Genomic DNA, 13,500 nt, shown 5'->3' with positions numbered 1-13,500 from the left:
GGCCCGAGGGCGCCCGCCGCGTGCCGTTACCAGCGCACCGGCAGGTTTCTCACCCCCCGCATCAGCATGCCCGGCAGCCACTCCCCCGGCTCGTCGGCCAGGGTGAGGCCGGGAGCGCGGGCCAGGAGTGTGCCGATCGCGGTGGTGGCCTCCAGGCGTGCCAGGGGTGCGCCCAGGCAGTAGTGGATGCCGTGGCCGAAGGCGAGGTGGCCGCGGGTGTCGCGGCGGATGTCGAAGCGGTCCGGGTCGGCGTACCGGGCGCTGTCGCGCTGGGCGGCGGTGAGACCGATCAGCACGTCGTCGCCCCGCCCGATCCTGGTGCCCGCGATCTCCAGGGGTTCGGCCGCGTACCGGTACGTGGCGTTCTCCACCGGCCCTTCCCAGCGCAGGGTCTCCTCCACCGCCCCGTCGAGGAGGGTCGTGTCGGCGCGCAGGGCCGCCAGTTGGGCGGGATGGGTGAGCAGGGCGAGGACGGCGTTGCCGATGAGGTTGACCGTGGTCTCGTGGCCGGCGATGAGCAGCAGGTAGGCCATGCCCCGCAGCTCCCGCACGGAGAGCCGGTCGCCGTCCTCGGCGGTGGTGCGGATCAGGTCGCTGAGCAGATCGCCGGTGGGGCCGGCGCAGCGCTTGTCCTCGATCAGCTCGGTGAGGTACTCGGCGAGGCGGACGGTCGCCGCGCGCTCGGAGTCCGCGTCGGTCGGCGCGACCACCTCCGTGGAGAGCTTCCGGAACTCCGCGCGGTCCATCTCGGGGACGCCGAGCAGCTCGCAGATGACCGTGATCGGCAGCGGGTAGGCGAGGGAGTCGATGAGGTCGGCGCGGCCGCGCGGCAGCATGTCGTCGAGCAGTTCGTCGGTGATCTGCTGGATCCGTGGCCGCAGTCGCTCGACCCGGCGCATGGTGAAGGCACGGGCGACGAGGCCGCGCAGACGCGTGTGCTGCGGCGGGTCGGCGACCAGCAGATGCTTGCCGATCAGCTGCTCGTCCAGGGGCACGAAGCCCGTCTTGGCGGTGTCCTTGGCCAGCCGGTGGTCGGCGAGGGCGGCCCGGGCCTCCTCGTACCCCACGACCAGCCAGGTCTCCCAGGCTCCGCCAGGCATGGCGAGCCGGACCCGGTGGACGGGACCCCGCTCGCGCAGCCGCGCGTACACCGGGTGCGGGTCCCGGCGGAGTGCGTCGCCGTGCTCCGTCAGGTCGATCACTCGTTCCATGTCTCCCCCTGTGGACTGTCCCGAGGTCCCGTACAGCGGCCGGTACGCGGATAACGCGCAGGACGTCCGAGTAGTGCCCGCCGACCGGTACCTGTCGCCCGGTGCCGCCGCCTAATGCCCCTCGTCGGCGTCCTCCAGCGGCCCCGCGTCATAGGCGAGCAGGGCGATCTGGACCCGGTTGTCCAGGCCGAGCTTCGCGAGGACGCGCGAGACGTGGGCCTTGACGGTGGCCACGCTGATGAAGAGTTCGGCGGCGATCCGGGCGTTGGCGAGACCGCGGCCGACGGCGACAACGACCTCGCGTTCGCGGTCGTTGAGGACGGCGAGCCGTTCCCGCGCGCGGGTCTGCCGGGCGTCGGCGGCGGTACCGGCCGCGTGCCGCATCAACTGCCGGGTGACGGCGGGCGACAGGACCGGGTCGCCGGCGGCGACCCGGCGCACGGCGTCGACGATCTCGGCGGGCGGGGTGTCCTTCAGCACGAAGCCGGCGGCGCCCGCGCGCAGGGCGTGCAGCACCTGTTCGTCGGCATGGAAAGTGGTGAGCACGACGACCTGCGGCGCGTCCGGCCGCGCGCGCAGCCGTCGGGTCGCGGTGATCCCGTCCACCGCCGGCATCCGAAGGTCCATCAGGACGACGTCCGGCCGGGTCCGCCGCACCAGTTCCTCGGCCTCCGCGCCGTCGGCGGCCTCCCCGACGATCTCGATGTCCTCGGCCCCGCCGATCATCAGCGCCAGACCGGCGCGTACGAGGGGGTCGTCGTCCACGAGGAGAAGTCTGATCGGCGTCGCAGTCATGGGGTTACGTAATCACGGGAGGGGAGGCGGGGCGGAGGGAACGGTCGGGAGCCGGAGCGGAGGGAACGGTACGGACCGAGGGGCACGCGTGCGCGTGCCGGTACGGACCGACGGGCACGCGTGCGCGTGCGTACGCCGGTGTCCCGCGTGGCCACGCCGGTGTACGACGCCGGCGGCCCTCAGCCCCGCGGCCACGGCAGCCAGCCCCGCACCTCGAACCCCCCGTCGGGACGCGCGCCGTGTTCCAGGTGTCCGCCCGCCAGCGTGGCCCGTTCCCTCAGGCCGATCAGGCCCTGGCCGGAGCCGGGGACGGGCGGGACCTCGGCGGGTGGGGCGGGGTTGGCCACCGTGATCGTCAGACCGTCGCCGGGGGTGCCGGTGAGGCGGACCGTGACCTCGGTGCCGGGGGCGTGCTTGCGGGCGTTGGTCAGGGCCTCCTGGGCGATGCGGTAGGCGGTGCGGCCGACGGAGGCGGGGACGGCCGCCGGATCGGTGACGCGGTGGTCGAGGGTGACCTTCATGCCGGCCTCACGGCACTCGGCGACGAGGGCGTCCAGCGCGGCCAGCGTCGGCTGCGGACGTCCGCCCGACGGCTCCTCGGACTCCCCGGCGCGCAGGACGCCGATGATCTCCCGCAGATCCTGAAGGGCCTCGTGGGCGCTCTCCCGGATGACCCCGGCGGCCCGCGCTATCTCCTCGGGGGGCGCGTCCGGCCGGAACTCCAGGGCGCCCGCGTGCACGCTGAGCAGGGTGAGCCGGTGGGCGAGCACGTCGTGCATCTCGCGGGCGATGGCCTCGCGGGCCAGCCGCTGCGCCTGCTCGGCGCGGAGCCGGGCCTCGGTCTCCGCCCGGTGTGCTCGGTCCCTGAGGCTCAGCATCAGCATCCGCTTGGAGCGGACGAACATGCCCCAGCCGGTGAGGGACACGGTGAGCAGCGTGGTGAACGCGACGACGCCGGCGTAGGGCAGGTCGGGGTCGGGCCGCACCCAGTAGTAGAGCGGGATGAGCGCGAGGTCGACGCCGCCGATCCAGGCGACGTACCGGAAGGGCCGGTGGACGGCGAGCGTGAACAGGGCGACCATCGCGGCGCCGCCCGAACTGTTGGACAGCAGGCCGACCGCGATCATCGCGACGGCGAGCCCGACGGGCCACCGGCGGCGCAGCCAGACCGCGCCGCAGGACAGGGCGCCCAGCGTCTGGTCGAGGACGGCGAGGGAGTGCGGCAGGCCGGGTTCCTCGGACAGGCCCTGGGCGGCCGCCAGGCCGAGGACGACGGCCAGGAGGAAGCAGGAGAAGTCGACGACCCAGTCGCGCGCCGTGCGCCGCGGCCGTCGGCCGGAGGCCCCGGCGTCCGGGTCGAGCTCGTGGACGAGGGCGGAGGGGAACAGCCACCGGCGGCCGGCGAACTCCTGCGGCGCCCGCGCCTGTTCGTCTGTGGTCACGGTCGACAAATCTACGCACGGATCACGCACCGCCGCCGCCCCGCTTCCGGGATCACCGACCGAACGACCGGGCTCGTCGACCAAAGTCGCGCCGCCGTGGACTTTCGGTGCCGTCCGTCGGCTCGGGCAGCGCCTTTCGACGCCGCGCTCCGGCCCTGCGGCCGATGCGTGGGGGCAGGCCGCGGGGCGAGAGTCGTAGCGTGAAACAGGTACTGGAATTCCTCGGATTCATCGCCCTAGTGCAGGGCGCGCTGGGCCTGGTGCACGAGTTCACCGACTGGCATGTGGGTCTCGTGCAGCGGATCGGCTTCCTCGACGGCTACGAGGTGTACGCGAGCGTCGCGCTCGTACTGCTCTCGTTCGCCCTGTTCGCCGTCGCGGAGAGCCAGGGGTCCGGCTGAGACGGCGGGCGCCGGGTGCCGGGCGCCCGGTTAACTTCCCGAAAACTCCTCGGACTTGCCGGGAAATTCTACGGAGTTGTCATTGACATGCCACCTTCTACGCGCGTCATCATGAGCCCATGAGATTCCCCCCACGCATCGCGCGCATCGGCGCCGCGGCCGCCGTCCTGTCCGCCCTGCTCGTCGGCGGCACCGTCACCGCCACCCCGGCGGCGGCCGCGGTCGGCAGCATCTGCTACAGCGACCTGCCCTCGCAGGCGTACGACACGCTCGACCTGATCGAGCGGGGCGGGCCGTTCCCGTACTCGCAGGACGGCACCGTCTTCCAGAACCGGGAAGGCGTCCTGCCCAGCCACCCGTCCGGCTACTACCACGAGTACACGGTGATCACCCCTGGCTCGTCCACGCGCGGCGCCCGACGCATCGTCACCGGTGACGAGTACCAGGAGGACTACTACACCTCCGACCACTACGCCACGTTCGACCTGATCGATTTCGGCTGCTGACGTCCGGCTGACCCCTCGCCCCGCGCACCCCCCACCGGAGAAGCCGGCCGCGGGGCGAGGCAGGCGGCGCCAGGGCCCGCCCAGGCCCTTCGTGCGCCGGCCGGGGTCAGGCCTCCTTGTGGCTGAGCAGGATGTCGACTCCGGCCTGGCTGCCGTCCAGGGTGACCTGCGTGGCCACCGGCGCGTAGCCGGCGGCGATCACCGTGTACTGCTCGCTGGAGAGGTCGGTGAAGGAGTAGCTCCCGTCGACGCTCGTGGTGCGTGTCCCGACGACATTGCCGGCGGCGTCGATCAGGGTCACCCGGGCGTCCTCCAGGGCCCGTCCGTCCTGGGTGTGCACCGTCCCCCGCAGGGTCGCCGCGGTGGACAGCCGGATGTCGCAGCGGGTGGTCTCGGCGGAGACGGTGGCCGGCACGGCGGCCGGGCGGTGGCCGGGCGCGCTGACGCTGAGCGTGTAGTCCCCGGGCCCCAGGTCGCCGATCCGGTAGCCGCCGCGCGTTCCGGTGGTGGCGGAAGCCGTCACGTCACCGCGCTGATCGGTGGCCACCACCAGTGCGCCGGGAAGCACCTCCCCGTCACCGCCGCGCACCGTGCCGGCCACGCCGCCCGGGCTGGCCAGGAGGACCAGGTCGTGGGAGACGGGTGTGTCGTCGACGGTCAGCGTGGCGACCTGCGGCTGGTATCCGGACGCCGAGCCGATGAGGACCACGCCGCCGCGCACGGGAGTGTCCACCGCGTACGAGCCGTCCTCCCGGGAGGTGGCGCGGGCCAGTTGGTGACCCGCCATGTCCAGCAGGGTGATCGCGGTACGCGGTACGGGTGCGCCCGCGCCGTCCCGCACCTGGCCGCGGACGGCGGCCGCACCGCCCGCACCGGCGGCCGGAAGGGTGGCTGCGGCGGTCCACCGGGCGGCCTCCGGGCCGGGCACGACCTCGGCGCCGGGCGTGACCTTGGCGTCAGGCCTGGCCCCGGCACCGGGCGTGCCCTCGGCCTGGACCCCCGCCTCGGAAGCCTCCGCGGGCATGCTCGCCCTCTTCCTGGCGCGGAACAGCAGCACGGTGACGAGCACGGCGAAGGCGAAGAATCCGGCTGACCACCAGTAGGCGACGGTGTAGCTGTGCAGCGCCGCGTTCGCCCTGACCAGGGGGTCGGTCAGATGGTGCTTCGCGTAGTCGGTGGCCGCGCTGGCGGCCAGGGTGTTCAGCAGCGCCGTACTGATCGAACCGCCCACCTGCTGTGTGGTGTTGACGGCCGCGGAGGCCACGCCCTGGTCACTCGCCCGTACCCCCAGGGTGGCGTAGCTCATCGCCACGGGCATCGACATGCCGAGCCCCGCGCCCAGCAGCAGCAGCGGCGGCAGCACATGCGGCGCGTAGCTGCTGTGCAGGTCGAGGCGGGTCAGCCAGACCATGCCGCCCACGGCCAGCAGCATGCCGATGGGTACGACGACCTTGGGCCCGATCCTCGGCACCAGCCAGTTGGTGGACAGCTGCGCCATCACCATCAGCGCGGCGACCATCGGCAGGAAGGCCACGCCGTTCTTCACCGGCGAGTAGCCCAGCGTCGACTGGAGGTAGTAGGTGAGGAAGAGGAAGACGCCGAACATCCCGGCGGACGAGATGAGCACGGTCGACAGGGCGGCGGCGCGGTCGCGGTCGGCCAGGACGCGCAGGGGCAGAACGGGGTGCTTCGCACGGGTCTGCCAGAGGAAGAACGCCACCAGCAGGAGGCCGCCCGCGGCGAGGAAGCCCCAGGTCATCCAGTTGTCCCAGTCGTGCGTCTCCGCGTTGGCGAAGCCGTAGACGACACCGAACAGACCGCCCGAGACCAGGGCGGCGCCGAGGATGTCCAGCTTGGGCCGCTCGGCCGGGACGGAACGGCTGATGAAGACGATCGCGCCGATCAGCGCCGGTACGGCGATGACGTCGTTGACGTACAGCGTCCAGCGCCAGTCCAGGTACTCGGTGAGCAGGCCACCGAGGACCAGGCCGACGGCGGCGCCGGAGCCGGCGATGGCGCCGAATATGCCGAACGCCTTGGCGCGTTCCTTGGGTTCGGTGAACGTCGTGGTCAGCAGGGAGAGCGCCGCCGGCGCGAGCAGGGCGCCGAACAGCCCCTGCACGGCACGCGCGACGACCAGCATGGTGAAGCCGTTCGCGGCGCCACCGAGTGCGGAGGCGGCGGCGAAGCCCACGATGCCGATGATGAAGGTCGTCTTGCGGCCGAAGAGGTCGGCGAGCCGGCCGCCGAGCAGCAGCAGACTGCCGAAGGCCAGGGAGTAGGCGGTGACGATCCACTGCCGCCCGTTGTTGTCGAAGCCCAGGTCCTGCTGGGCGGACGGCAGCGCGATGTTCACGATCGTGGCGTCGAGTACGACCATGAGCTGGGCGAGACCGATCACGGCCAGTGCCCACCATCGGCGCCTCGGTGGGGCATGGGTCTGGCCGGACGGCCCGGCCTGGACGGTGGCGACCGGGATGGCTTCCACGATGGGACTCCCTCATGGGGCTCGGATTGCTCAGTTGCGCGTCAGCGCCGGCGGGACGACGGTGTTCCCGCCACGATCGGTCCGAAACGGTTTCGTACAGCAAAGGTAGGCAATCCCACAGCGAAACTCAAACGTTTCGATCAGCCCTCGGGAGATGTGGGTCAGGTCACAGACCAGGGAATCGATCACTCTTGTCGCGGCGACCCGCGCTCGTGTCAGCCTGCCGCCCGGCGTCCCCACGCCGTCCCCGCGAGTACCAGCGCGCCGCCCGCCAGGCCGAGCGCGCCGAGGCGGTCGCCGCCCAGCGCGATGCCGGCGCCGGCGGCCCACAGCGGCTCGGTGCCGAGCAGCAGGCTGACCCGGGAGGGCGAGGTGCGGCGGACGGCCCACATCTGCACGAAGAAGGCGAACACCGTGCACAGGGCCGACAGGAACACCAGCCCCGCCCACTCCCGCGCACCGAAGCCCGTCGCGGCGGTCCACGGCGCCGGTCCGCCGCCGGCGGCGGACAGCACGGCGAAGACGGCGACTGCGGCGCCCAGTTGGACCGTCGTCAGCGGCAGCGCGCCGGCGCCCTGTACGGCCCTGATCCGGGACATGGCGAGGACGTGCACGGTGCGGGCGCAGGCGGCCAGCAGCATCAGCAGGTCGCCGAGGGAGGGCCGGGTGAAGCCGGCGCCCTGGGTGAGCAGGACGACGCCCAGCACCGAGGCGGCCGCCGCGCCGAGGAAGGGCGGCGTGGGCCGGGTGCGGGTGACGGCGGCCTCGGCGAGCGGGGTGAAGATCATGGTGAGGCTGATGATCAGACCGGCGTTGGTGGCCGAGGTGTGCACCACGCCGTACGTCTCCAGCAGGAAGATCCCGGCGAGGATCAGCCCGAGCAGGGCGGCGCCGCGCCACTGGGCGCCGGTGAGCGCGCGCAGGGCCCGGCGGCCGGCGACCACCAGGGCGGGCAGCGCGAGGGCGAACCGCAGCACCAGGACGGCGAGTACCGTCCGGGCGGTGGTGATCTCCTTCGCCGCGAGGTAGCTGGCGCCCCAGCAGACCGCGACGAGCAGTACGGGCAGGTCGGTGTGCCAGGCCCGGCGCGGCGCGAGCGCGGCGGGCACGGCGAGCGAGGACATGAGTACGGCTCTCCCGGTCTCCGAAAGCGGTGCGGAGACATCGGCGGCTCGCACGGGGCGCGCTCACCGTACCGGCGGCGACGATCTTCGGCCAGACATGTGCGGCCAGGGCCCGCTCTTCCGGATCGGGCCGGCTCCTGGCTAGGCCTCTTCGGGGAGGTCGTACGTCCCGTACTCGGGGCTGCCCGCCAGGTCGTACGTCTGGAGGGAGACGCCCGAGCCGGTGACGTGGCCGGAGCGGTGGGTGAAGCGGGTGGGCACGGCGCCCTCCGTGAACAGGCGGCGGCCGGCGCCGAGGACGATCGGGAACGTCAGCAGGTGCAGGGTGTCGACGAGCCGCAGGTCCAGCAGGGAGCGGACCAGGGCGCCGCTGCCGTGGACCTGGAGTTCGCCGTCCGTGCTCTCCTTCAGGGCCGCGACCTCCTTGGCGAGGTCGCCCCGGACGACGCTGGTGCCGGCCCACTGCGGTGCCTGGAGGGTGGCGGAGACGACGTACTTCGGCAGGGCGTTGAGCCTGCCGGCGATCGGGTGGGCGGGGTCGGTCACCTTCGGCCAGTAGGAGGCGAAGATCTCGTACGTACGGCGGCCGAGCAGGAAGCCGCCCGCGCGGGCGAAGACCTCGGTGACGAACCCGCCGGAGTCGTCGTCGGCGAGCGGGAAGCTCCAGCCGCCCTGCTGGAAGCCGCCGGCGGTGTCCTCCTGGGGGCCGCCGGGTGCCTGGTGGACGCCGTCGAGGGTGACGAAGACCGTGGAGACGAGCTTGCCCATGGCGGGTGCCTTCTTCCGGGTGCGGGGTCTGTGGTCACCAGGTCAGACCCCGCACACGCCCGCAACTCATCGGTGCCGCCGCATGCCCCCGGGAGAGCGCTGCTCAGCCCGCGTGCGTGGAGAACAGTCCGCCGGTCGGGCCCTGCTTGTCGCCGCCCTGGGCCTTCTTCAGGGCGTTGGCGAGGCTCTCGATGGTGAGGGACTGGAGGATCACCCGGCCGTTGCCCTCCAGCGTGGCCAGGGACAGGCCCTCGCCGCCGAACACGGCGTTCATCAGGCCCTGGCGGTTGAGGCCGCCGACGCGCTGGACGCCGTACTGGATGCCCTCCTCGAAGGCGACCACACAGCCGGTGTCGACCTCGATACGGCCGCCGAAGTCCGCCGGGTTCAGGTCGATGAAGTTGCCCGCGCCCGCGATGATCACCGTGCCGTGTCCGGTGAACTTCTCCAGGACGAAGCCCTCGCCGCCGCTCATGCCGGTGCGGCCGCCGGCGAAGGCGATGCCGAAGTCGACGGTGGACTCGGCGGCCACGAAGGCGTCCTTCTCGGCGAACCACGCGCGCGTGCCGTCCAGCTCCAGGGCGCGCATCTCGCCGGGGAGCACGCCCGCGAAGCCGACCGTGCCCTCGCCGCCCTGGGCGGTGAAGTACTGGAAGGCCAGCGACTCACCGGCGAGCATGCGCTGGCCGACCTGCATGGCGGTGCCCATGGCCTGGCGGAGCAGGCCGCCCATGCCGCCGCCCGAGCCGCCCTGCTGCTGCCCGCCGCTGCCGGACGGGCCGGACAGCCGCGTCTCCATGGTCACGTTCGTGGTCTTGAACAGGAACTTCCCGGCCTCGCAGTACACGGTCTGGCCGGGGTGCAGGTTGACGACCGCCATCTGCATGGCGTTGCCGACGATCTCTTGCTTAAGGGTCACATGGGGAGAACGCGAAAGCATGAGGGAAGAGTTCCGGCAGCCCGGAACAGGGGTCCGCGCGGGTGACGCGCGGGCGCCCCGGTGCTGTCCGGCCGGGGCGCCCCACGCGCGCGTGCACGGGCGTCGGCGCTGGGATCAGCCGCCCAGTTCCTGGTGGCGGGCGGCGAGACCGCTCGCGCCCTGCTCGGTCAGGGAGCCGAACAGGCGCAGACGGGAGATGCCGCCGTCGGGGAAGATGTCGATCCGCGCGTGGGTGCCGACCGCCGGCTCGGGCAGGACGAAGCGGTGGTCGGTGTCGGGCTGGAGACGGGTGCGGGGCAGGATCTCCCGCCACTCGCCGTCCTCGCCGTCCTTCACGGACACCGAGGCCCAGCCGGCGCTGTTGCCCTTCAGGTAGGCCGTGTCGATCTCGACGGCGCGGATCTGGGACTGGGCGACCAGCCGGTAGCGGATCCAGTCGTTGCCCTGGTCGCGGCGGCGGCGGGTCTCCCAGCCGTCGTCCATCTTGCGGGAGCGGCCCGGCTGGATGGTGTTGCCGGCCGGGGAGTAGAAGAGGTCGGAGGCGTCCTCGACCCGGCCGCCGTTCTCCAGGGCGACCACGTCGAAGGTGCCGACGGCCGCGAGCCACCCGGGGTCCGGGACGACCTCGCCGTGCACGCGCAGGCGGGCGATGCCGCCGTCGGGGTGCTGGTTGACGCGCAGGTGCGTGAAGCGCTGCTCGGCGGAGACGGCGAAGCCGTTCGCCGCGTGGCCGCCGACGGCGGTGCGCGGGACGATCGTCGTCCACTTCACGTCGTCGCCCAGCAGTTCCTCCGGGGACGGCGAGCCGGGTACGGACGTGGCCTCGACCGAGACGGCCTGCGGGTAGTTGCCGCGGAAGTGGGCGGTGTCGACGACGATCCCGCGGATCACCCCGGGCGCGCCGAGGCGGACCAGCGCCCAGTCGTGGTCCTCGGCGGTCGGCCACGGGTGCTCGGCGGACGCGCCGCGCCGGCGGCGGGTCTCCCAGCCGTCCATGATCTTGCCCTTGTGCCCGAAGTGCTCGGGGTCGAACTCGGCCCGCTCGGGCACCAGCAGGTTCTCCCGCTCGGCGAAGAACTCGTCGTTGGCGGCGATGACACCGGCGCCGAGCCGCCGGTCGGCGAGGTTGGCGTACCGGGTGAAGGGGAAGTCGGCGGTGCGGTAGTCCGCGTACGGGTCGCCGCCTCCGTAGGGGTTCGCGTCGCCGGTGAAGCTGTGTATCGCCGTCACGGTGATCAGGGGGTCCTTTCTGGAGTCGGCCGGTGCGGGTGCGGGGGGTGGCTCACTGGGGGCGGGCGAGCAGCGTGCCCTTCGGCTCGGTGAACTCGCCGTCGGCGACGATGCGTTCGCCGCGCAGCCAGGTGGACTTGACGACGCCGTACAGGGTCCTGCCGGCGTAGGCGGTGACCCGGTTGCGGTGCTGGAGGCCGGCCGGGTCGACGGTGAAGGTCTCGTCGGGGGAGAGGACGGCGAAGTCGGCGTCGTGGCCCGGGGCGATGGCGCCCTTGGAGGCACCGAGGCCGACGAGGCCGGCGGTCCGTGCGGACATCCAGCGGACCACGTCCTCCAGGCCGTGACCGCGCTCGCGGGCCGCGGTCCATACGGCGGACAGGCTCAGCTGGAGGCCGGAGATGCCGCCCCACGCGGTGGCGAAGTCGTCCGTCTTCAGGTCGGCGGTGGACGGCGAGTGGTCGGTGACCACGCAGTCGATGGTGCCGTCGGCGAGCGCCTCCCAGAGCAGGTCCTGGTTGGCGGCCTCGCGGATGGGCGGGCAGCACTTGAACTCGCTGGCGCCGTCCGGGACTTCCTCCGCGGTCAGGGTGAGGTAGTGCGGGCAGGTCTCCACGGTGATCCGGACGCCCTCGGCGCGCGCGGCGCGGATCAGCGGCAGCGCGTCGCTGGAGGACAGATGCAGTACGTGCACGCGCGCGTCCAGGCGCCTGGCCTGCGCGATGAGGTTCGCGATGGCGGTGTCCTCGGCGTCGCGCGGGCGGGAGGCGAGGAAGTCGGCGTACTTCGGGCCGCCCTGCTGCGGAGCGGCGGCCAGGTGGTGGGGGTCCTCGGCGTGCACGATGAGCAGCCCGTCGAACCCGGCGATCTCGGCCAGGGACTGGGCGAGCCGCTGCTGGTCGAGGTGCGGGAACTCGTCCACGCCGGACGGGGACAGGAAGGCCTTGAAGCCGAAGACGCCGGCGTCGTGCAGCGGGCGCAGATCCTTGACGTTGTCGGGCAGGGCGCCGCCCCAGAAGCCGACGTCGATGTGCGCCTTGTCCCGGGCGACGTCCTGCTTGATCCGCAGATGCTCGACCGTGGTGGTCGGCGGCAGGGAGTTGAGCGGCATGTCGATCAGGGTGGTGATGCCGCCGGCCGCCGCCGCGCGCGTGGCGGTCCAGAAGCCCTCCCACTCGGTGCGGCCCGGGTCGTTGACGTGCACGTGGGTGTCGACCAGGCCGGGCAGCACGACGTGGTCGCCGACGTCCTCCAGCCGGGCGGCGGCCGGGACCTCGGCGTCGTACGGCAGGACGGCCGTGATCCGCCCGGCGGACACGGTGACGGTGGCGGCCCGCGTCCCTTCCGGGGTGATCACGCGCGTGGAGCGCAGCACCAGTTCAGCGTCGGACACCCGAACCCCTCTCTCTACGCCGTTTTACGTCCAGGAAACGGGATTTACACCCACGTAACGGACTTCAACGTTCTGTTGAAGGAGTCTTCACTCCCGCTTCTCCGCCGTCAAGAGGCACACTCTGGGCGACACGAAAGGCGACATGAAAGCGGCGCCCGCTCTAGACGTTTCCACAAAGCGGAATTAGAATTCCAGCAAGCAGAACGTAGCTACGTACAAGCAGGGAGTCAACCGACTGCCGGATAGGCTTCTGCTCTCCCCGCCAGTCCCGAAAGGAACGCGCCGTGCCGACGTCCAGCGCCAGCACCACCGACTCCGCCAAGCCCTCCGCCGCCGGCGGGGTGCAGTCCCTGGAGCGCGCCTTCGACCTGCTCGAGCGGATGGCGGACGCGGGCGGCGAGGTGGGTCTGAGCGAGCTGTCCGCGGCGAGCGGGCTGCCGCTGCCGACCATCCACCGGCTGATGCGCACGCTGGTCGCCTGCGGCTACGTCCGCCAGCAGGCCAACCGGCGCTACGCCCTCGGGCCCCGGCTGATCCGCCTCGGCGAGTCCGCCTCCCGGCTGCTCGGCACCTGGGCGCGGCCGTACCTCGCCCGGCTGGTCGAGGAGACCGGCGAGACGGCGAACATGGCGCTGCTCGACGGGGACGAGATCGTGTACGTGGCCCAGGTGCCCTCGAAGCACTCGATGCGGATGTTCACCGAGGTCGGCCGGCGGGTGCTGCCGCACTCGACCGGCGTGGGCAAGGCGCTGCTGGCCGGGGTGCCGGACGACGAGGTGCGGGCACTGCTGGCCCGGACGGGCATGCCGGCCGCCACGGAGAAGACCATCACCACGCCGGAGGGGTTCCTCGCGGCGCTGGACGAGGTGCGGCGGCTGGGCTACGCCGTGGACGACAACGAGCAGGAGATCGGGGTGCGCTGCCTCGCGGTGTCCGTACCGGACTCCCCCACGGCGGCCGCCATCTCCATCTCCGGCCCGGCGGGACGGGTCACGGAGGCCGCCACGGAGAAGATCGTGCCGATGCTCCAGCAGATCGCCGGCGAACTGTCGGCGGCCCTGGTCAGCCAGAACCAGGGCTGACGGGGGTACGGCACCGGGCCACCGGGCCACACACCGGCCACCGAGCCCCCCCCCGGCCACCCACGATCACTCCGGCACCCGGAATCGCTCCAGCACCCCGGCTCACGCTGAACTGAGTAC

The 13,500-nt window shown here is 72.6% G+C and carries 12 protein-coding genes; 3 read left to right on the top strand and 9 right to left on the bottom strand.

Annotated elements, in window-relative coordinates; translation table 11 throughout:
* Positions 1–26 precede the first annotated feature (26 nt).
* From ACZ4WH_RS28695 to ACZ4WH_RS28685, 3 genes are all read right to left on the bottom strand, one after another.
* The gene (locus ACZ4WH_RS28695; RefSeq protein WP_468185831.1) at positions 27–1,211 is read right to left on the bottom strand and encodes a cytochrome P450 family protein; all 1,185 of its coding nucleotides are present in this window, start codon (positions 1,209–1,211) and stop codon (positions 27–29) included.
* Between the two features lie 111 nt (positions 1,212–1,322).
* Positions 1,323–2,006 (bottom strand): response regulator, encoded by a 684-nt coding sequence (locus ACZ4WH_RS28690; protein WP_468185828.1) that lies wholly within the window; start codon positions 2,004–2,006, stop codon positions 1,323–1,325.
* A gap of 179 nt (positions 2,007–2,185) precedes the next feature.
* Positions 2,186–3,457 (bottom strand): sensor histidine kinase, encoded by a 1,272-nt coding sequence (locus tag ACZ4WH_RS28685; RefSeq protein WP_468185825.1) that lies wholly within the window; start codon positions 3,455–3,457, stop codon positions 2,186–2,188.
* A 191-nt stretch (positions 3,458–3,648) separates the two neighbouring features.
* Here ACZ4WH_RS28685 and ACZ4WH_RS28680 point away from each other — a divergent pair, with 191 nt between their 5' ends.
* Positions 3,649–3,849, top strand: a complete 201-nt coding sequence (locus tag ACZ4WH_RS28680; protein WP_468185823.1) for a hypothetical protein — start codon at positions 3,649–3,651, stop codon at positions 3,847–3,849.
* A 119-nt stretch (positions 3,850–3,968) separates the two neighbouring features.
* Positions 3,969–4,355, top strand: coding sequence for a guanyl-specific ribonuclease (locus ACZ4WH_RS28675; RefSeq protein WP_468185821.1), 387 nt, complete (start codon positions 3,969–3,971; stop codon positions 4,353–4,355).
* Between the two features lie 106 nt (positions 4,356–4,461).
* On the opposite strand, the gene ACZ4WH_RS28670 is transcribed toward ACZ4WH_RS28675, so the two are convergent.
* From ACZ4WH_RS28670 to allB, 6 genes are all read right to left on the bottom strand, one after another.
* The gene (locus tag ACZ4WH_RS28670) at positions 4,462–6,843 is read right to left on the bottom strand and encodes an MFS transporter (protein WP_468185819.1); all 2,382 of its coding nucleotides are present in this window, start codon (positions 6,841–6,843) and stop codon (positions 4,462–4,464) included.
* A gap of 215 nt (positions 6,844–7,058) precedes the next feature.
* Positions 7,059–7,967 (bottom strand): DMT family transporter, encoded by a 909-nt coding sequence (locus ACZ4WH_RS28665; protein ID WP_468185816.1) that lies wholly within the window; start codon positions 7,965–7,967, stop codon positions 7,059–7,061.
* A gap of 141 nt (positions 7,968–8,108) precedes the next feature.
* A complete protein-coding gene (locus ACZ4WH_RS28660) occupies positions 8,109–8,735 on the bottom strand; it encodes a dihydrofolate reductase family protein (protein ID WP_468185814.1) in 627 nt (208 codons plus the stop codon).
* A 103-nt stretch (positions 8,736–8,838) separates the two neighbouring features.
* On the bottom strand, positions 8,839–9,654 hold the full coding sequence (locus tag ACZ4WH_RS28655; protein WP_103811753.1) for an AIM24 family protein: 816 nt from the start codon (positions 9,652–9,654) through the stop codon (positions 8,839–8,841).
* Positions 9,655–9,789: 135 nt separating this feature from the next.
* On the bottom strand, positions 9,790–10,905 hold the full coding sequence (alc, locus tag ACZ4WH_RS28650) for an allantoicase (protein WP_468185811.1): 1,116 nt from the start codon (positions 10,903–10,905) through the stop codon (positions 9,790–9,792).
* A gap of 52 nt (positions 10,906–10,957) precedes the next feature.
* Positions 10,958–12,298 carry an allantoinase AllB gene (allB, locus tag ACZ4WH_RS28645; protein ID WP_468185809.1) on the bottom strand — a complete coding sequence of 447 codons (1,341 nt, stop codon included), beginning with the start codon at positions 12,296–12,298 and terminating at the stop codon, positions 10,958–10,960.
* A gap of 284 nt (positions 12,299–12,582) precedes the next feature.
* Between allB and ACZ4WH_RS28640 the strand changes: the two genes are divergently transcribed.
* On the top strand, positions 12,583–13,380 hold the full coding sequence (locus ACZ4WH_RS28640; RefSeq protein WP_468185806.1) for an IclR family transcriptional regulator: 798 nt from the start codon (positions 12,583–12,585) through the stop codon (positions 13,378–13,380).
* Positions 13,381–13,500 lie beyond the last annotated feature (120 nt).

This window comes from Streptomyces sp. NPDC029138, from assembly GCF_055564375.1.
The sequence above is the reverse complement of the archived record's forward strand: the minus strand, read 5'-3'. Positions and strand labels throughout refer to the sequence as shown.